The 18,785-nt window shown below is 70.3% G+C and carries 12 protein-coding genes; 6 read left to right on the forward strand and 6 right to left on the reverse strand.

What is annotated here, in order from left to right; genetic code table 11:
- Nucleotides 1-160: 160 nt before the first annotated feature.
- The gene (sigJ, locus tag ACFXGX_RS04425; protein ID WP_384784542.1) at nucleotides 161-1,099 is read right to left on the reverse strand and encodes an RNA polymerase sigma factor SigJ; all 939 of its coding nucleotides are present in this window, start codon (nucleotides 1,097-1,099) and stop codon (nucleotides 161-163) included.
- A gap of 165 nt (nucleotides 1,100-1,264) precedes the next feature.
- On the opposite strand from sigJ, the gene ACFXGX_RS04430 reads away from it, so the two are divergent.
- Nucleotides 1,265-1,975, forward strand: a complete 711-nt coding sequence (locus tag ACFXGX_RS04430; protein ID WP_384784544.1) for an LUD domain-containing protein — start codon at nucleotides 1,265-1,267, stop codon at nucleotides 1,973-1,975.
- Nucleotides 1,976-2,001: 26 nt separating this feature from the next.
- Here the strand turns inward: ACFXGX_RS04430 and ACFXGX_RS04435 are convergent, their stop codons facing one another.
- Nucleotides 2,002-8,994, reverse strand: coding sequence for a glycoside hydrolase domain-containing protein (locus tag ACFXGX_RS04435; protein WP_384784546.1), 6,993 nt, complete (start codon nucleotides 8,992-8,994; stop codon nucleotides 2,002-2,004).
- A gap of 494 nt (nucleotides 8,995-9,488) precedes the next feature.
- Between ACFXGX_RS04435 and ltaE the strand changes: the two genes are divergently transcribed.
- Nucleotides 9,489-10,616: a low-specificity L-threonine aldolase gene (gene ltaE, locus ACFXGX_RS04440; RefSeq protein ID WP_384784548.1), complete on the forward strand. Its 1,128-nt coding sequence runs from the start codon at nucleotides 9,489-9,491 to the stop codon at nucleotides 10,614-10,616.
- A 147-nt stretch (nucleotides 10,617-10,763) separates the two neighbouring features.
- Here the strand turns inward: ltaE and ACFXGX_RS04445 are convergent, their stop codons facing one another.
- From ACFXGX_RS04445 to ACFXGX_RS04460, 4 genes are all read right to left on the reverse strand, one after another.
- Nucleotides 10,764-12,242, reverse strand: a complete 1,479-nt coding sequence (locus ACFXGX_RS04445; RefSeq protein WP_384784550.1) for a glutamate--cysteine ligase — start codon at nucleotides 12,240-12,242, stop codon at nucleotides 10,764-10,766.
- 327 nt (nucleotides 12,243-12,569) lie between these two features.
- Nucleotides 12,570-13,325: a hypothetical protein gene (locus ACFXGX_RS04450; protein WP_384784552.1), complete on the reverse strand. Its 756-nt coding sequence runs from the start codon at nucleotides 13,323-13,325 to the stop codon at nucleotides 12,570-12,572.
- 153 nt (nucleotides 13,326-13,478) lie between these two features.
- Nucleotides 13,479-14,453, reverse strand: a complete 975-nt coding sequence (locus ACFXGX_RS04455; protein WP_384784554.1) for an NAD(P)-dependent alcohol dehydrogenase — start codon at nucleotides 14,451-14,453, stop codon at nucleotides 13,479-13,481.
- Nucleotides 14,454-14,591: 138 nt separating this feature from the next.
- A complete protein-coding gene (locus tag ACFXGX_RS04460; RefSeq protein ID WP_384784556.1) occupies nucleotides 14,592-15,284 on the reverse strand; it encodes a DUF4232 domain-containing protein in 693 nt (230 codons plus the stop codon).
- A gap of 503 nt (nucleotides 15,285-15,787) precedes the next feature.
- Between ACFXGX_RS04460 and ACFXGX_RS04465 the strand changes: the two genes are divergently transcribed.
- The 4 genes from ACFXGX_RS04465 (at nucleotide 15,788) to ACFXGX_RS04480 (ending at nucleotide 18,605) form a co-directional block, all read left to right on the forward strand.
- Nucleotides 15,788-16,108 carry a DUF6896 domain-containing protein gene (locus tag ACFXGX_RS04465; RefSeq protein WP_384784596.1) on the forward strand — a complete coding sequence of 107 codons (321 nt, stop codon included), beginning with the start codon at nucleotides 15,788-15,790 and terminating at the stop codon, nucleotides 16,106-16,108.
- A complete protein-coding gene (locus tag ACFXGX_RS04470) occupies nucleotides 16,101-16,553 on the forward strand; it encodes a hypothetical protein (protein ID WP_384784558.1) in 453 nt (150 codons plus the stop codon). Before ACFXGX_RS04465 ends, ACFXGX_RS04470 begins: the two co-directional genes overlap by 8 nt.
- Nucleotides 16,554-16,654: 101 nt before the next feature.
- Complete coding sequence (locus ACFXGX_RS04475; protein ID WP_384784560.1) at nucleotides 16,655-17,881, forward strand: hypothetical protein; 1,227 nt, start codon at nucleotides 16,655-16,657, stop codon at nucleotides 17,879-17,881.
- A 196-nt stretch (nucleotides 17,882-18,077) separates the two neighbouring features.
- Nucleotides 18,078-18,605: a hypothetical protein gene (locus ACFXGX_RS04480; protein WP_384784562.1), complete on the forward strand. Its 528-nt coding sequence runs from the start codon at nucleotides 18,078-18,080 to the stop codon at nucleotides 18,603-18,605.
- The last annotated feature ends 180 nt before the right edge of the window (nucleotides 18,606-18,785 follow it).

Consider the following 18,785-nt stretch of genomic DNA (forward strand, 5'->3'; position numbering starts at 1 on the left):
GCCGCCCGCGCGCCCCCGGGCGCCCCCCCCAGCCCGCCCGCGCGCGGGCGCGCCCGGCGCGCGCGGGGGCCGGGCGCCCCCACGTCACCAGGGCAACGCACGTTCGTCGGACGAGACGCCGGGCGGGGCTGACGCGGGGCGGACGCGGGACCGGACGCGCTCAGCCCGTGGTCCAGCGACGCAGTTTCTCGGGGTTGCGCATGACCCAGATGTGTCTGATCCGGTCGCCCGCGACCTCGAACGCGAGCACCGTCACGATGACGCCGTCCTGCTGGGCCACCAGGCCCGGCTGACCGTTGACGGTACGTTCCAGGAGCGTCATGCCGTCCCGCCTCCGGTCGGCGAGCCCGGCCCAGGCGTGCGCGATCCGCTCGCCGCCCTCGATGGGGTGCAGGAAGCTCTGGGCGAGACCGCCGCCGTCGGCGATCGCGGTGGCGTCGGGGTCGAGCAGGCCGATCAGGGCGTCGATGTCCTTGGCCTCCCACGCGTCCTTGAAGGCACTGACGACACCGGTGCTCCGGGCCGCCGGGCCCGCGGGCGGCCGGGCGGCCCGGACACGGCGACGGGCCGAGGAGGCGAGCTGACGGCAAGCCGCCGGCGTACGGCCGACGATCTCGGCCACTTCGGCGAACGAGTGGCAGAAGACATCGTGCAGGACGAACGCGACCCGCTCGGCCGGGGTCATCGATTCGAGCACGACCAGGAACGCCAGACTGACCGACTCGTCCAGGGTGACCCGGTCGGCCGGGTCGACGACGGATCCCCCCGGCCGCCCGCTGATCCACTCCGCGCGCCCGGGCAGCGGCTCGGGGATCCACTCACCCACGTAGGTCTCCCGCCGGACGCGTGCCGAGCCGAGCACGTTGAGGCAGACGCGACTGGCGACGGTCGTCAGCCACGCGCCGGGGGACTCGATGGCGTCCTGCTCCTGCCGGGACATGGTGTACCAGCGGGTGTACGTCTCCTGGACGGCGTCCTCGGCCTCGGTCAGGGAGCCCAGCAGCCGGTAGGCGAGATTGATCAGGTGGTGCCGCTCGCTCACGATCGCGTCCAGGCCCGGATCGGGCCGGCCCTGTCCTGGCTCGGATCGGGTGGTCATGGTGTCGACAACTCCCTCGGTCGCATCCGCTGTCACCCCTCCGACAAGACAGCGCACCGGAATGTGAGGCCGGAGCGGCACCTCACATTGCGCGGGCCTGTCTTGTCGAAGGGGTGACAGCGACACATGACTCATCATCCAGCGGACTGGAAGGCCGGAGACATCATGACTGCCTCGATCCCGGAGACCTCGGCGACCACGCAGACCCCGGAGACACGCGCGACCCCGAATACACCCGCGACCCCGAAGACACCCGCGACCCCGGAGCCTTCCTTCACCGCCCCGGCCACCGACGAGCGACTGGAGCGGGTGGCCGCCGCGCTGAAGGAGAAGAACTTCGACGTCGAGATCCTCGACGACGCCACCGCGGCGCGGGCCCGCGTCAAGGACCTGATCCCCGAGGGAGCCGCCGTGTTCACCGTGGCCAGCGAGACCCTCCGGCTGTCCGGCATCGACGAGGACATCAACGACAGCGGGCGGTACGACTCCGTCAAAGCACGCGGAACGGCCATGGACCGGACGACCCGGATGGCCGAGATCTGGCGGATGCTCGCCTGCCCCGACGTCGTGGTGGGCAGCGTCGCCGCGGTCACCGAGACCGGCTCCCTGGTGGCCGCGTCCGCCAGCGGAAGCCAACTGCCCGCCTACGCGGGCGCCGCGCCCCGGGTGATCCTGCTGGTCGGAGCACAGAAGGTGGTGCCCGACCTGGACACCGCGCTGCGCCGCGTCGACGAGTACTGCGTGCCGCTGGAGGACGAGCGCGCCATGAAGGTCTACGGCGTGCCGAGCGCGCTCAATCGCCTTCTCGTCCTCAACGCGGAACCCCACCCGGGACGCACCACCGTCCTGCTGCTCCGGGAGGCCATCGGATTCTGAACCGCCGGGAGCCCACGGTTCGACGGTCACATGGTGCCCTCCGCCCCCGGGACGCCCAGGCGCTCGGCCCACTCCCGTTCCGGCGACCAGAGGTACGTGCCGCCGGAGGGGCCGGATCCTCCGCCGCCGGGGAGCCCCGGGCCGGATCCACCGCCGTCGCGGGCACCGCCGTTGCCGCCGGCCGCGACCGGCCGGTCGTCCCGGTCCGTGAGCCGGAACCCGACCGTGTAGGTCCGGGTGAACGAACCGTTGGCCGAGGTCACCCTGACGGTGCGGCTGGTGAACCGGGATTTGGTCGAGGAGAGGACCGACCCGCCGGCGGTCACCCGCACCCGCGCGCCGGACTCGGCCGGTACGGCGGAGACGGCCGGGATCCTCTTGTTCTTCGGCCAGTCGACGACGTACGTGGACACCTCCGGATCGAAGCCGTCGATCGGGACGCCGCCCACCTTGATCGCGCGGGCGTCGGCGACACTCGCCTTGGTGGCGTCCGCGAAGTCGGTCACCGTGACCGACCCGTCCGCGCCCACGACGACGTGTGCCGCCATGGCGGCCGCCAGGTTGATCCGCTGCCAGCTCGCTCCGCCGTCCGCGGTGAGGTCGAGCGGATACCCGGAGTCCGTCGCGGTCTGCTCCAGGATCTGGACGCGCTGCTCGGTGGTCAGGTCCGGGAAGGCGGTGATCAGCAGGGCCGCCGCGTCGGCCGGTGTCCTGAGCGTCTGCCCGGACTTCGCGACCTGGGAGAACCCGTAGGTGAGGCGCCGTGTGTACAGGCCGACGTCCTGCGTCGTGCTCAGGCCGGCGTAGGAGTCCCCCGCGCAGGCCGTGAGCGTGTCGCCGTACCCCTCCCGCGCGCACCGCGCGAGCAGCACGTTCTCGATCTCGGTGTGGGCCTGCATCAGCAGTTTCCGGAACTCGGGGTCCGCCCAACGGTGTGCCACGGTTGCCTGTCCCGTGATGCGGCCGCCCATGACGTCCAGGGGGTAGTGGAACCCGAGGACGACGCGGTTGTCCCCGTATTCCGAGGTGCGCGCGAGGATCGACGGTGCCAGTTCCGGCAGGAGCGTGGCGAGCACGGTCCCGGCTTCGTACCCGCCGTAGGTGTGGCCGCTCGGGTACGAGCCGCTGGTGGCGAGGCTGCTGTACGAGCCGTCCCGAGACTCGTGGACGGCACCGCCGTCACCGACGAACCCGAGCCGTACGTAAGGGCGTTGGTAGCCGTAGTGGTTCTTCGCCGCGTCGACCTCGTCGAGGCTCCTGGTGACACGGGAGAACAGTGCGCTCGTCTTGGGCAGCCGGCCGCCGTTCAGGGCGTCGCCGTAGATCCGGCCGAGCCGGGAGCCGAGGCCGTCGGCCATCGTGACGGTGGCGCTGTGTGTCGCGTCGACCTCGGCGCGGTCCACCTCCTTCTGTGTGGCGGCGTTGTTGATGGCCAGGGCCGTTCTGTCGTTCTCCGCCGTGGGTGAAGTGCCGTTCGGAACCTTGGTGTTGGTGCCGAGGATGTCGGTGTGCAGATCGTCGACACCGTTGAGCAGGTTGTCGAAGTAGTCGCTTCCGTCGCCGGTCTTCGGCCAACTGTCCGACGTGTAGGTCGCGTTCAGCGTGTCGTCCGGGAAGGGGGAGGGCTCGTACGCCGGGTCGGAGGACTCCGCAGCATCCGCCGCCGTCTCCGAGGCGCGCGCGACGGAGTCGGCCGAGGTTCCGGCCAGGGTGACCGCCGTGACCGTCGCCGTATGTGCCTTCGCCTTGCCGGCGGACGCGAGGAGGGTGGTGTTCGTCGTGGCGGGAACGTGTGCGGTGGTTCCGTCGTCGAGGGCCACGGTGTAGCCGATGACCGGGAATCCGCCGTCGCCGGCCGCCCGCCAGGTCACGCGGACCCGTTCGCCGTCGGTGATCACGCTCGTCACGGCCGGCTTCTGCGGCTTGCCGCCGCCGGTCACTACGGGGGCCGTGGCGGGGCTCGGCCGTGAGGTACCGACGGCGTTCACCGCCCGGACGCGCGCCGTGTACGACCTGCCGTACCGAAGCCAGGTGAACGTGGTGCGCCGGCTGTCCGGATCGTGGATCTCGACCTGGTGGCCGTCGTCGAGGGTGACCTTGTAGCCGGTGACCGGTGAGCCGCCGGTGTCCCCGGGGGCGGACCAGGCGACGGTCACGCTCGTGCCGGACGAGGTCGCCGACACGGCCGCGGGCGCGGCGGGCACCGCGTCGGGCCTGGTGGTGAGCGCGGCGCGCGCGTGGTCGAGCGCGGCGTACCGTGCCGTGAGGGTCTCGTCCGCGACCGCGGTCCTGGCCGCGGCGAGTGCCTCGGTGAACGCCGTCCACGACGTGTCCGTGTAGCGCGCGTCGTCGAGGCCCGACGCGGTCGCGACCAGGTCCTCCAGCCTCAGCCTCGGGAGCGGGATCAATTGCCTTGCGGCGAGGGTGAGACCGCGGGTCCGGGTGTCGACCTCGAGCTGGGTCACGGCGTCGGCTTCGGCGAGGGTGCGTGCGGCGGCGAGTTCGCGCCGGTACACACCGAAGTCGATCGTGTCGTAGCGCTCCGGGTGGGCGGAGAGATCCGCGTACTGGTCGATCGCTTTGCGCAGGGCGGACTTGTCCGTGACGGCGGGCGTCTCGACATGGGTGAAGGTGATCCGCCCCAGGTTCGCGACATACGGGTGTGAGGAGTCCGGGGTGGTCACCAGCCGCAGATGGACGGCGTGCGTGCCGGTGATCGTCTTCGGCAGGGTCAGGCTCGTCGTCCCTCCCGACGACCAGGCGGCACCCGTGACCGGCAGGGGGACGGTCGCGTACGGCGTTCCGGGGGCGGCCGCGTCGAAGGAGTCCAGGTAGAGCTGGATGGCCGAACCGGTGCCGCAGCGGGCGGAGTTGTTGACATACGTGATCGTGACGGTGCTCTTCGCGGAGCCGCCGAAGTCGAGGTCGCCGTAGTCGAGCCAGGCTCCGTCGTAGGTGCCGCCGAGGTCGGTGGTGGATCCCGCGCCGGTCCAGCCGGCCGGCTCGCTCTTGAGCCCGCCGCCGCTGTTGGAGCGGAACGCGGTTGCGTCGAACGCCAAGGGCGCGTCGGCTTCCTGAGTGAGTGTCAGCGCGTAGACGTTGGCGACGTAGGGCTGCGAGGCCGTCTGAGTACTGGAGACGAAGTCGGCGTACACGTCCTGGACGCCGCTGAAGAGGCCCGGATCGAGCCGCACGGTCGTGGTGGCGACGGTTCCCCAGCCCGATCCGCTGTAGTCGAGCGGGATGTCGACCCTCTTCGGGCCGTCCTTCGAGCCGAGGTGCAACTCGATGTGCGAGTCCGACGCCGCGCGCGACCGGGGCTTGTCGTAGCGGACGGTGACCGTGTCGGCCCCGTCGCGGAGGTCGGTGTCCTTCCACTCGGCCCACGCACCATCGGTCGTGTTCTCGAAGATGCCGTTCGCGAGGTCGAGCGGGAGCGAACCGCCGCCGGTCGTCGTGCTGTCGGGTGCGGTCAGCGTAGCGAGCGTCGTCGTGGAGGACGAGGAGGCCTCGTACGGAGAGAACTGGAACCAGTCGAAGTTCGACACCCACTGCTGTCCGGACGGTGCGTGGAAGACGAACGTCGCGCTCGACGCGCCCAGCAGGGCGTCCGGGTCGGTGACGGCCGCCCGCACCGTGTTGTAGTACTGCCAGCCGCCGGTTCCGGGGAGCTGGACGGTCGCGACGACGGGGCCGTCGGCGGCGCCGGCGTGGATGTCGACGCTGCTCGGTTTCGCCGTGGTGGCCTGCGCGTTGGCGTAGCGGACCGAGACGCTGCGCGGCGCGACCCCGCCGAAGTCCAGCCTGCTGAACCGCTCCCACGCCCCCTCGGTGACGCCGCCGAGGTCGCCGTCGGAGTTGTTCCGCTCGCTGACGAGGCTGGGGCCCTCCTTCTGGTCGGGGTCCTCGGCCTGCAGGACGGCGTAGCCGCCCTCGTCGATGGTGAGCGCGTCGGCGGCGGAGCGCAGCGCGTCGTCCGCCGCCATGATCGTGCCCGTCGCGGAGGTGATGTCCCCGAGGACGGTCCGCGCCCGCTCCAGCGCGGCCCGGAACACCGTCCACGAGCCGTCGGAGTAGTTGCCGGTGCGCACCAGAGAGGCCTGGTCGACGAGTGCGCCGAGCGCCTCGCGATGCACCGCGGCGGCGGAGAGGACGAGCGGGTCGGTCGGCGATATCCCGGTGCCGCGCACCGTCGCGGCCCGGACGCCGTTGGCGAAGGCCGCGTCCTGGAACGTGATGCCGAGGCGGGCGTCGGCCTGTGTGCCGCCGCTCAGTGACAGCGTCGCCGTACGCGAGCCGCTGACGCGGAGATCCGCCGTGACTCCGCCCGGCAGGCCCGTCACGGTCGCCGCGCCCGTCCTGGTCAGGCTGGTGCCCCTGCGGGCGGCGAACTCCGCGGGCCCGGACAGGGTGAGCTTCACAGCGCCGTCGACGGTGCCGTCCTCCCGCGTGTCCACGGTGCCGGGGTCGGCGGTGACGACCGTGTCGCCCCGGCCCGCTCCCGTGCCGCCGCCACCAGTGTCACCCGCGTCGGTGTTCAGCGAGTAGGCGGGCTTCGTCCTCGCGCCCCACGGGGAGGGTTTGGAGCCCATGGTGAATTCCAGGGTCCCGCCCGAGACGATCTGCGAGTAGTCGAGCCAAGTGTCGCCGAAACGCTTGCCGTTGAGGGTCGCGCTCTGCACGTAGTAGCTGTCGGGCGACACCCCGTCGGCCTTCACCGTGAACCGGGCGCCGTTCGCGTAGCGGATCGTCGTGGAGTCGAAGAACGGGCTGCCGATCTGGAATTGGCTGGAACCGGCGGTCACCGGGAACAGGCCCAGCGCGGCGCCGACGAACATCGTCGACATGGTGCCGGCGTCGTTGTCCATGGTCGGCAGGAAGCCCTTGGGGGAGAGCTTGTAGACCTGGGTCCTGACAGGCGGGCGGAACTCGCCGCCGGAGCTGGGGGCTTCGTTCGAGGAACCGGTCGCGATGTAGCGGTTCCAGGTCGTGCCGGTGTAGATCGCGCGCACCCACTTCTGCGTCAGGCTCGGCTCACCGACGTAGTTGAAGAGGTACGGGGCCTGCAGGTCGATCTCGTTCGCGTTGGAGTGCAGCATGGCCGAGCCGTCGTCGGCGCCGGAGTCCTCGCCGAACATGTGCTCCACGGCGGCCTTGCCCGCCTTCGCGCCGCCCATGGCCTCGATGAGGCCGCCCATGTCGTAGGCGTCGTACCAGTGGTACTGCCAGAGCGTGCCCTGGTAGAGGCCCGCCGCCTCGAACCTCTCGTAGTCCGCGCTCTGCCAGTCGCCGCTCGCGGCGCGCGGGGTGAGCAGACCGACCCCGGTGCCGTCGGCCGCGGTCCAGGCGCCGGACTTCACGAGGTTGTCGATCGCCATGGTCGACTGCGTGCGCAGTTTTGCAGCGTCGGCCTTCCTGCCGAGCGCGTCGGCGATGACGGAGAGCGCCCACTGGTCGTAGCCGCGCTGGACGGTCGTACCGGGATCCCCGGTGACGTAACCCTGGCGCAGTTGCGCCCCCGTGTAGTACCCGGCGTACGACAGCAGCGCGGGATAGGCCTCGTCGAGCCGGTCGAAGTCCTTGTAGCCCTTGGACAGCGCGTCGGCGACGAGCACGGCCGAGCGTTCCCAGCGCACGGTCGGGACCGAGTGGGTGAGACTGCCGAGGCTCTTGCCGGCGGTGTGCGCGTCGGCGAAGAGTTCGACGAGCGACTGCACCATGTCCCGGTAGGTGGACGGGTCGATGTACGCCTCGACGGAGTACTTGCGGAAGTCGTCCCAGGTGGACCAACCGTCGTAGTACGTAAAGCCGTTCGTCTTGTGCACCGCCCCGTCCACGCCGCGGTACGTCCCGCTGGTGCTGGTGGCGTTCACCGGCAGCGCGTACATGCGGTAGAGGTGCGTGTAGAACTCCTTGGTCAGGGTCGACCCGGGATCGGACTGCGCGGAGGCCTGTACGTCGACGGCCCCGAGCGCACGGTTCCAGTCGGCCCGCGTCCGCGCGCGCGCCTGGTCGAAGGTGAGGTGGCCGACTTCGCCGAGCTGGTCGGTCGCGGCCTGTTCGGCGCTGATCGGTGACAGGGTGACGCGCAGTTCGATGTCGTCCCCGGCGGCCGGGTCGAACGCGAGGACGGCGCCGGTGTCCTTGCCGTCCTGTGCGGTGGCGTCGCTCAGCTTGCCGTCGTTGCCCCAGCTCTTGAGGGAGGCCACGGGGACGTTCGTGGTGGCGTGGTAGAAGAGCTGGTACGAGGCGCCGTTGAAGGACCCCGCGATGAGCCCGCTGATCGAGGCGGTCCCGTCCGGGAGCGTCGTCGCCTTCAGGGTCGAGCGGGTACGGCTGGTGAAGTTGTTCGCCAGGTCGAGGACGAGTTCGGGGTCCGACCCGGAAGGGAAGCCGTACCGTTCCAGCGCCGTGCGGGTCGTCGCGGTCACCTCTGCCTTGATGGTGCCGGAGTCCCGCGTCACCGACGAGGCGGTTCCGGACATGGCTCCGAGCCCCACCTGGTAGGAGCCGGGTGTCGCGCTCTCGTCGTCGTGGCTGTACGTGTGCGCGTACGTGCTGGGCGAGGGGCGCTTGTCGTACCGGACGGACGTCGGGACGACGAGCAGGTCACCACCGCCTCCCGAGCCGCCGACGCCGTCGAGGTCCGTGGCCGTGAATCCGGCGATGTGGTCCTCGTCGTAGTCGTACCCGGAGTGGTTCCGGTCCGGCGTGGTCATCGGGTTGACCTTGGCCAGACCGTGCGGCGCCTGGGCTCCCGGCAGGTCGTTGCCGTCGTCGCCCGCGGTCGATACGAAGGGGTCGACGAGCTTCGTGTAGTCCGTGCCGTCCGATGCCCCGCCGGACGACGTTGCCGTGACGGGGAAGGGCACCGCGGCAGCCGTACCGCCGACGGGCGCGGCGAGGGCGAGCGCCCCGGTGAGCAGTGCGACGACTGTCGCGCGCAACGGCCGACGGCTGCTTCGGGCGGTCCCCGGAAGGATCACACGGGGCACGGGGGGACGGGATCTGTTGGGCACGTAACCTCTCCAGCGTCGCTCGTACGCACGCACGGTCCGGCGGGCCTCACCGGGAGACAACGTTGTCAGCCCGGGGCACCGGGCGTGCGACCCAGAGTGAGACGGCGGTGGACACACAGAATTGCACTCCTGCGCCGGATTGCACCCTGTCGTGTCCACGACCGCTCGCAATCAGACACGGGCAAGGCGTACGGCGGGCGAACGACGTGCGTACGGTGAGCGCGTACCGGACGCGGTGAAGGCGACGGCCGGGGGAGCGGCACGGCCGGGCTGCGCCCAACTGGCCTCAGTCGTAACGGAGTTTCATCCAGGAGCAGGGGCTTGTCGGGTCCGTGAGCGCGGCCTCGAGGGTCGGGAGGACCGTGACAGCGGCATGGTCACCGGAGTGCGGGTGGTAGAAGACGTCCGCCTCGCTCCGAGGGTTGTGCGGCTGGATCTCCGGGGCTCCGTCACCCCGGCACTCGACGCCGCTCCTGGCGTGGCAGAGTATGTGTGTGCCCACCACTGATGCCGCCCGTGCCGCCGACGCCGTCGATGTCTCCCGCGCCGTGAACGCGGCCGAGGCCGCCCATGACGAGCCCGGTCACCTCATCGACCTGCGCAGCGACACCGTCACCCGGCCCGGCCCGGCGATGCGCCGGGCGATGGCCGAGGCCGAGGTCGGCGACGACGTCTTCGGTGACGATCCCACCGTCAACGCGCTGCAGGAGCGGATCGCCGGGCTGCTCGGATTCGAGTCCGCGATGTTCGTCTCCTCGGGCACGCAGAGCAACCTCTGCGCTCTGCTGACCCACTGTGGCCGCGGAGACGAGTACATCGCCGGCCAGATGGCCCACATGTACCGGTGGGAGGGCGGTGGCGCCGCCGTACTCGGAGGCATTCAGCCTCAGCCGCTGCCGCATCGGGCGGACGGGACGCTGGACCCCCTGGACATCGCGGCGGCCGTGAAGCCGGACGACGCGCACTTCGCCCGCACGCGCCTGCTCTGCCTGGAGAACACCATCGGTGGGCGCGCCGTATCGATGGACTACCTGAAGACCGCCACGCACGTGGCCCGCGAGCACGGACTCGCCACACACCTGGACGGGGCGCGGCTGTTCAACGCCGCGGTGGCCGGCGGGGGCGATCCGTACGAGCGGGCACGGCTGATCGCCGGCCACTTCGACAGCGTGTCGGTCTGCTTCAGCAAGGGCCTGGGCGCGCCGGTCGGCTCGGCGCTCGTCGGATCGCGGGAGTTCGTGGCCGAGGCGCGGCGCTGGCGCAAGGTCCTGGGCGGCGGGATGCGGCAGGCCGGCGTCCTGGCGGCCGCGGCACTCCACGCGCTCGACCACCATGTGACCCGGCTCGCCGACGACCACGCACACGCCGCGCTGTTCGCCGAGAGCCTGAAGGACGTGGACGGCCTGACGATGGAGCCCAGCGGGACCAACATGGTCTTCGCGGCTTCCGCCCCCGGAGTCGAGACCGACGAGGTGCGCGACCGACTGGCCCGTCGTGGCCTGCTGTGCGCGGGATACCCGGGCCAACTGCGGTTCGTGTTCCACCTGGACGTGACACGCGCCGACACGGAACGCGCGGTGCGGATCGTGCGCGAGACCATGTCGGAGATGGCGACAGGCTGATGCCCACGCGCTGAGGTGGGTGCGGTCAGCCCCACCGGCCCCGGCCATGTGTGACTGAGGTGCGTGCGTCATCCACCGGGCCCGGCCCTATGCGACCGAGGTGCGTGCGTCAGCCCACCAGCCATGTGTGACTGTGAGGTCCGTGCGTCAGTCCACCGGCCAGGTGTGGACCGGTGCGTTGAGGTGCATGTAGTCGATGTACTGCCGGGTCATGCGCCGCAGGGCCTCGTGACGGCCGCAGTGGTCCGTCGCCTCGAAGCGGTGCAGCATCTCCTTCTGCCAGACCGCTCCGTTGCGCGCGGTGACACACCGCTGCTCGATGATGCCGAGCAGCGGCTCCCGCCAGGCCTCGTCCATGCCCGTGAGCTCCAGGCCCTTGTGGGCGAGTGGCAGCAGCCGCCGCAGGACGAGTTCGGGTGCCGGCACCTCACCCACACCGGGCCAGTACAGGCGGGCGTCGATCCCGTGCCGCGCCGCGGTGTGCAGGTTGTCCTCGGCGGCCGAGAAGGACATCCGCGACCACACCGGCCGGTCCTCCTCCACCAGCGCGCGGGTCAGACCGTAGTAGAAGGCGCCGTTGGCGAGGGTGTCGGCGACCGTCGGGCCCGCGGGCAGCACGCGGTTCTCCACCCTCAGGTGCGGCCTGCCCTGGGAGACGGCGTAGACGGGACGGTTCCACCGGTAGATCGTGCCGTTGTGCAGGGTGAGTTCGGCCAGCTCCGGTGTGTCCCCGCGCTCCAGCGTCTGCGTCGGATCCTGGTCCTCGCACAGGGGCAGCAGAGCCGGAAAGTAGCGGACGTTCTCCTCGAAGAGATCGAAGACGCTGTTGATCCACCGCTCGCCGAACCACACCCGGGGCCGTACGCCCTGCGCCTTGATCTCCTGCGGGCGGGTGTCCGTCGCCTGCTCGAAGAGCGGGATACGGGTCTCGTGCGCCAGCTCTTTCCCGAACAGGAAGGGCGAGTTGGCCGCCAGTGCGACCTGGACCCCGGCGATCGCCTGCGCCGCGTTCCAGTAGTCGGCGAACTGCTCAGGAGACACCTGGAGATGGAACTGCGTACTCGTGCACGCGGCCTCCGGCGTGATGGTGTCCGCATAGGTCCGCAGCCGGTCGACCCCGTCCACCTCGATGAGCAGATCCTCGCCGCGCGCCGCGAAGACCTGCTCGTTGATCAGCCGGTAGCGGGCGTTCTCCGACAGGGCCTCCGGTCCGACGTCCGACTCCCGCAGGGTGGGCAGGATGCCGATCATGATCAGATGGACGCCGATCGTCCTGGCACGCTCGTCCGCGTGGTTCAGGGCGGCGCGGATCTCCTGCTCCCAGGCGTCGGGGCCACCCGCGACCAGCCGCCGGGGCGGAATGTTGATCTCCAGATTGAACCGGCCCAGCTCGGTGTCCCAGGCGGGATCCGCGATCGCGTCGAGCACATCGGCGTTCCGCATCGTCGGCTCGGCCTCGGTGTCCGTCAGGTTCAGCTCAATCTCCAGGCCCACCCGAGGCCGCTCCACGTCGAACCGGGACTCCCGCAGCATCTGTGCGAAGGCGTCGAGACACTCCTGCATCTTGATCCGGTACTGGCGCCGGTCCTCGCGGGTGAAGACCAGTGCCGGAACGTCGCGTCCCATCGGCCCTCCCGGTGGCCCACGGATACCTCTTCCATCCAGCGTCGCACCATGGGACGGGTCTGACCATGTGGAGGGCCCTGGGCACCATCGCGGGAGCCGATGCCGGATCTCTCACGTGGTGACCGTGCCCATCCGAAAGGTGACCGACGTCGTGATCGACCGTGCCCATCCGAAAGGTGACCGACGTCGTGATCGACCGTGCCCATCCGAAAGGTGACCGACGTCGTGATCGACCGTGCCGATCCGAAAGGTGACCGGCATCGTGATCATCCGTTCCGCCCGAGCGGTGCACCGCCGAGCGCATGCCTCGCTCCACCCGGCGCCTCGTCACCCGCCGGCACCTCCGACAGGTGGTCGCATGAGGTCGAGGCTGTCGCCCCACGCGTCCAGCACCTCGTCGTGTCCGGCCGCGCGGGCCGTCTTCTCGACGAGGGCGAACAGGTGCTGTTGCGCGGATACGTCACCCGTGGCCGAGACACGCTCCACGGCACGGAGCAGCGCGTCGGTGTCCCAGCCCGGCAGCGGGTGCCGGGCGAGCTCCCACTCCAGATACTTGTTGTACGGACGGGGACGGCGGTCGAGCGCGAAGAGCAGCTCCAGCAGGAACCGCATGCTGTCGGCCGCGTCGAGACGGGCGGCGAGAGCCAGGCCGTCCCGGTGGTTCTTGACGGAGCGGCAGAGGGAGTTGGCGTACGCGTCGAGCCACGCGGCGGAATCGCGGTACGCCTCATCGGCGTTCAGCCGTGCCCGGTCGGCGAGGATGCGGGCGATGTCTCCGTCGAGCCGGTCGAGCACGATCCGGGCACGGGCGAGGGCGTAGCGCTCCCAATCCGGCATCCCGGCTCCACGGAACTCGCTGAGCGTGACGACGACGAGGTCGAGTCCGGGACCCCGGTGGCCGGCGAACCGCGGCGGACCGTTTTCGGTGTCGTCGGCGACGACCACGTACAGGTCGTGGTCCGAGTACGGGGTGATCATGCCGTCGTGGGCCTGGGACCCCTTGAGGACGAGGCCGACGACGGCTGGATCAGCGGCGGCGAGCTCGATGAACGCGTCGTAGGAGAAGGGCTGTTGCGCATTCATGGAGCGGATCTCCAGGGGGGTGATGCCGGGTACGCCTGCCGGGGCGCCCCCGTGACGAGCCGCCCCGTACCGCCCGCTGCTGCACACGACTGCACTCGACTGCACACTGCTGCCACCTGGAAGATCAACGCACGACGTGACTCCAACGCCCGGTCAGACGGTGATGACGACCTTCGAGCGCGCGTGCTCGCCTTCGAGGTACCGGATGGCTTCGGGTGCTTCGCTCAACGGGTAGGTGCGGTCGATGGCAGGGGTGAGTTTCCCGGAGTCGGCGAGCTCTCTCAGAGTCGCCAGGTTCTCCTTGCCCGGTGTCGCCGTGAGGACGAGGAGCCGGTGGCGGGCGAAGCGTGACATCACCTGCCCCTTGACGAGGAGAGCCATCGGTCCGATGACGCTCCCGCCTTCGAATACGCCCCCACCGGACAGAACGAGTGTCCCTGTGGGTTTCAGCGCGTGGCGCAACTCGGCCAGCGAGTGATTCCCCACCAGGTCGAACACGACGTCGTACCGCAGTCCGTTCCGGGTGAAGTCCGCCTGGGCGTAGTCGATGACGTGATCCGCGCCCAGTGACCGGACCAGTTCCGTGTTCCTCGCACTGCATACACCGGTCACCTTCGCGCCGAACGCCTTGGCGATCTGTACCGCGAAGGTGCCCACCCCGCCTGACGCACCATTGATCAGTACTTCCTGCCCCGGGCCCACCTGACCGAGGTCACGCAGTCCCATCAGCGCGGTGTTCCCCGCGAGCGGGAGCGCGGCCGCCTGCTCGAACGACAGCGCGGCCGGTTTCGGCTCCACCACGTCGTCCCGGGCACAGACGTACTCGGCGAACGCGCCCTCCACCTCGCCGAACACCTCGTCGCCGGGGCGGAACCGACGCACGGCCTTCCCCACCGCTTCGACCCGGCCCGCGAAGTCCGTGCCCCGGATCTTCGTCTTCGGGCCGCTCATCCCGAGCGCCAGGCGTGCCAGGTACGGATCGCCCCGCATGAGGTGCCAGTCCCGGGCGTTGACCGAGGCCGCGTGGACGCGCACCAGGACCTCGTGGTCGGCGACCGCCGGCGTATCGACCTCTCTGAGTTCCAGGACGTCGGGGGAGCCGTACCGGTCCTGGGCGATCGCCTTCATCGGGCCTCCGTAGCGCACGGGTTCGGTGCGGAATGAATCGGTGGACCGGAAGTTCAGCCCCACCTACGATGGTAGGCAAGCCGCCGCGGCGCGGGTATCGGGGCGAATCCCTAGGTGACGCCCGGATGGTTGTACGGGTCAGCCGCCCTGGCCGGCGCTTCCGATCGGGCCGACCTTCACCGGGTCGCCGGATCCGTCCGTGACGGGCAGGGTGGCGCCGCCCGGCCAGTCGAGGGTGACCGTCTTGGTCTCGTTCGGCGGGGTCACCAGCAGGCCCGTGATGCGGACGCCGGAGCCGCCGGTCTTGTTGAGCGGGTAGGTGACGGCGAAGGCGATCGACTGCCCGTTCTTGAGAATGCTCTGTCCGGCCGACGCACCGGTGCGCTTCGCGGACACCGTTCCCGAATTCGTCTTCAGGTCGACGCCCGCGTAGCCGGAAATCGCGCAGTCCCGGCCGCCGCCGTTCTTGAATTCCACCACGACGTTGCCGTCGGGGTCGCCGTCGATGGTGTCGTCCTTCGCGGTGACCTCCAACTCGTCGGTGTGGCACCGTTCGACCTTGCCGCTCGCGTCGGCGCCGGTCCCGGCGCTCGAGCCCTTTCCGGTCGAGCCCTTTCCGGTACCCGACCCGCCGTTCTGATCCGAGCCGCCCGAGGTCGAACCGCTGCCCTGGTCCGAACCGCTCGAACTCGAACCGCCGCCCTGCGCGGACTCATGGGACCCGGCGGACGGTGCGCTCTTTCCCGTACCGTCGTCCCCGTTCTGGCAGGCCGTGAGCGAGAGGCCTGCGGCGACGGCCAGGGCGGCGAAGGTGAGCTTGTGAACGCGCATCGATTCTTCCTTGGTCTGGGTTGGTGGTGCCGGCTGCTCGGTAGCGGCGAGCGTTTCCGAGCACCAAGAGCGACCCGGCCCCAGCAGTCGTTCCGCCCAACCGCCGTGTAGTACACCCCTGTTACACGCCCAGTCGAACGCGAAGCGCACATCCACAGGCACACCCCGGTGCCCGCACCGCCGACCGGCCCCCACGCCCCTGCCCAGGGCCGCGGCCCGCTGGGACCGACCTGTGACTTGGCGGACTTGACGCGGACGGAAGCGCCTGGCCCGGACATGGCGTCCACGCCCGTCGTGGAACAATCGCATCCCTGACGTCGGCGCGAGGGGTGACGCGATGTGCGGCTCTGGGCTCATGACCGCGGGCGGCCGCGAGTGAACCCCGCACGTGACCTGGTGGTCGGCTATGTCAATGCTCTCGGCGTCGCCGGGGAGGCCGTCCGGGCGGCGATGCCCTCGCTCGTACGACTGGTGGACATCCTCGGCTGGTCCGGTCGCGCCAGATCGTCCGGCGCGGCGAAGCGAGTGGCTACGAGTACCAGGTGCATGGGGCAGGGTGCCGGTTCACGGCCCAGGACGGCAGCGAGGTCGACGTGGACTTCGCAGCCGACGGGACGGAGATCTTCGACCTCTGGCGACTGCGCTGGTACGGGCAGAGCTTGCCCGTGCCTCTGACCCCCACCTCGGATGAATTGCGAGCGGCGGTGAAGGCGCTGGGGCCCTTGCTGACCGAGGTACAGCCAGGGTGGTTCACCGTGCCCCGAGGCCCGGCGGCCGTCGGCGAAGTGTCCTCGCCGCGAGGCAGGGTCGGCGACCATGGCTGACCTGCGTCTCGTCTGGACCCTGAGCGGACACGGCTGGGCCGAGTGCACGGTGGCCGATGCTCAAGCTGAGGCCGAAACCACCGCTTCCGACATCACGACAGCTCCGGAAGACCTGCTGACAGCCGTGACGCGCCTGCTCACCGGGGAGGGGGAGACCCGTGCACAGTTCGAGGCGGAGCCGACTGCCTACCGCTGGATCTTCTTCCGTGAAGGTAACGACGTCTGGATTCGTGTGCTGGAACTGCCGGACGGCGGCAAGCATGACAACGCGGGCACTGAGATCTGGTCGAGTTGGCAGTCCCTCGAAGCCGTCGCCCAGGCGGTGATTCGGTGCTTCGACGAGGTGATGAGGGAGTACGGCGTCAGCGGATACCGAGGCAAATGGGGCGAACACTTTCCCGCCCTTGAACTCGAAGCCCTCAGGCGTGCATGGCGTGACAAGTAACCGGTGCAACCCTTCGGCATCGGCGGGAGTCTAGCGACCGAAGGATGTTTCCCCTGGAAGACACCGTCCGTTCGCCCGCGTCGCAGTAAGAGGATTCCTCCATGCCGATACCCCCGCGCAGCCGTCGCGCCTCCCGTGCCGCTGTCGCCGTCCTCGGCGCCGCCGGCCTGATCGTGCTGGGCGCGGCTCCCGCCGCCTTCGGCGATGAGACCGCGTCCGAATTGGTCGTCGGAGGTCTCAGGCCGATCGACGGGGTGAAGCCGGGAAACACCTTCGATGTGCCGGTCACCGTGGGGAACAAGGGCACTGAGGCAGCCGAGAAGGTGTGGGTCTCCTACGGCGTCACCCGGGGACTCGACTTCGCGGAGATTCCCTCCAACTGCCGTGTACAGCATGTCCGGTCCTACGACGAGATGCCCGAGAGGTGGATCGCGGCGTGTGAGTTCGACCAGGCGGTGGCACCGGGCGCCGTCTACACGACCGACAAGCCCATCCGCGTCAAGGTATTGGACCGCGCGCTCAACGAAGAGCTGCGCGCGCGGGTCGGGGACGCAGATCCCGGGGTCGACGAGAACGGCTACCCGCCGGTGACCGGAACCGCACCGGCGCTGAAACTGGTCGAGGGACAGGCCGGGGGCGAGGGGTCCGCGCGAGTCGTCGATGTGCCCGTCACCGCCGTCAACACGGCCGACTACCAGGTGACAGGGGCCGCGTTGAAGGGGCGCGTCGGTGACACGGTGACGATGAAGGCGACGTTCACCAACGCCGGGCCCGCCTGGGTTCAGCCCAGGCCGGGTGACCGGTCCGTCAGTGTCGTGATCACGCTTCCCGCCGGGACATCGGTCGTCAAGCGGGGCCAGTTCTGCAAGGCCAAGGGCAAGACGTACGTCTGCGGCATGCGGTCGCTGGACGAGGGCCGCGGAGAGACCTACACATTCGAGCTGAAGATCGACGAGCGAGTGGCGGGTGCCAGGGGCTCGGTGGCGCTGAGCACCGAACCGCGGCCGTTCGACCACGACAAGGCCAACGACAAGGCCGACATCACGTTGGATGTCACGGGCGGGGGGTCGACCGGTTCGACGGGCGGCTCGACCGGATCGACGGGTAGCTCGACCAGCGGCTCGGGCGGCACGACCGGCGGCTCGACCAGTGGCTCGGCCGGCGGGTCGTCGTCGACCGGCGGCAACGGGTCGGCGACGAACGGCGGCAACCTGGCGGAGACCGGCTCCTCGACGCTGCCGATCACGGGCGCGGCTGCCGCGGCGCTGGTCACGGGTGCGGGCACGCTCCTTGTCGTGCGCCGCCGCCGGGCCCAGAACCTGAGCTGACGACTGTCCGAGGCTAGCGGTGGTATCCACCCCCCGGTGGTATCCACCCCGGGCCACATGCCGCGCTCCGCGCGAAGGCGGCATGTGGCGATCGGCTCAGCGACACCACCCGGGTGAGCGACGGTGCGGCACGAGCGGTTGCGCGGTTCCTACGGTCATGTCTGAACCCGCCGGAACACATGCGAAGGAACGATCCGTGAACCGCACAGTCGCCAGGGCCGCCGCACTGCTCGTCTCCGCCCTCGTCGCCCTTCCCGGCACCGCCGCGGCCGCAGCCGACGAGGGTGACGGCCCGCTGATCGTCATCAACAACGTGTACCAGCGCGCGGACGGCGACATCTTCAACGTCGGCCACGACAACGTCGTCGGCTCCGGAAACGGGAACGGCGCCCAGCCCTCGGGGGTCGGAGCCCCGGGCGTGAGCGAAGCGGCGGTGCGCATCAAGACGGGCGCCCGCCTGCCGTTCTCCGGAGTGCGGCTCGTCTCGCGGGAGGGCAGCGGGGAGTACCCCAGCGCCCTCTACCCGAACTACGCCGCCGTCGTTCCGATCGACGGCTCCTCCACGGTCGTGTACCGGTCGGAGGGCGGGGCCGGGCAGGTCCGCGTCACCGCGACCGTCGACGCGGGCGGCAGGGCCCTGCCGAACTGCGCCGCAGACGGCAACCTGGACTGCCGTGTCGACTACGACGGGCAGGGCCAGTACGTCGTCATCGACGGCCACTGACGGAGCGAGCGAAGACGGCGGCGGGAACGAGTCTTCCGACCCTGCCGGGATTGGCCCCGCCGCACCGGCCTGCCTGGAATGGCCCCCCGCACCGGCCCTACCGGGAATGGCCTCACCGCACCGGCCCTGTAGGGAATCGCCCTGCCGCACCGGCTGCGCCGAGAACGGCTCCGCCGCACC

This window comes from Streptomyces sp. NPDC059371 (assembly GCF_042751995.1).
Lineage (GTDB): Bacteria > Actinomycetota > Actinomycetes > Streptomycetales > Streptomycetaceae > Streptomyces.

What these genes read in the sequence shown, in the direction of transcription:
- sigJ (WP_384784542.1), bottom strand. Translation starts at nt 1,099, where the DNA reads ATGACCACCCGATCCGAGCCAGGACAGGGCCGGCCCGATCCGGGCCTG.
- ACFXGX_RS04430 (WP_384784544.1), top strand. Translation starts at nt 1,265, where the DNA reads ATGACTGCCTCGATCCCGGAGACCTCGGCGACCACGCAGACCCCGGAG.
- ACFXGX_RS04445 (WP_384784550.1), bottom strand. Translation starts at nt 12,242, where the DNA reads ATGGGACGCGACGTTCCGGCACTGGTCTTCACCCGCGAGGACCGGCGC.
- ACFXGX_RS04450 (WP_384784552.1), bottom strand. Translation starts at nt 13,325, where the DNA reads ATGAATGCGCAACAGCCCTTCTCCTACGACGCGTTCATCGAGCTCGCC.
- ACFXGX_RS04455 (WP_384784554.1), bottom strand. Translation starts at nt 14,453, where the DNA reads ATGAAGGCGATCGCCCAGGACCGGTACGGCTCCCCCGACGTCCTGGAA.
- ACFXGX_RS04460 (WP_384784556.1), bottom strand. Translation starts at nt 15,284, where the DNA reads ATGCGCGTTCACAAGCTCACCTTCGCCGCCCTGGCCGTCGCCGCAGGC.
- ACFXGX_RS04470 (WP_384784558.1), top strand. Translation starts at nt 16,101, where the DNA reads ATGGCTGACCTGCGTCTCGTCTGGACCCTGAGCGGACACGGCTGGGCC.
- ACFXGX_RS04475 (WP_384784560.1), top strand. Translation starts at nt 16,655, where the DNA reads ATGCCGATACCCCCGCGCAGCCGTCGCGCCTCCCGTGCCGCTGTCGCC.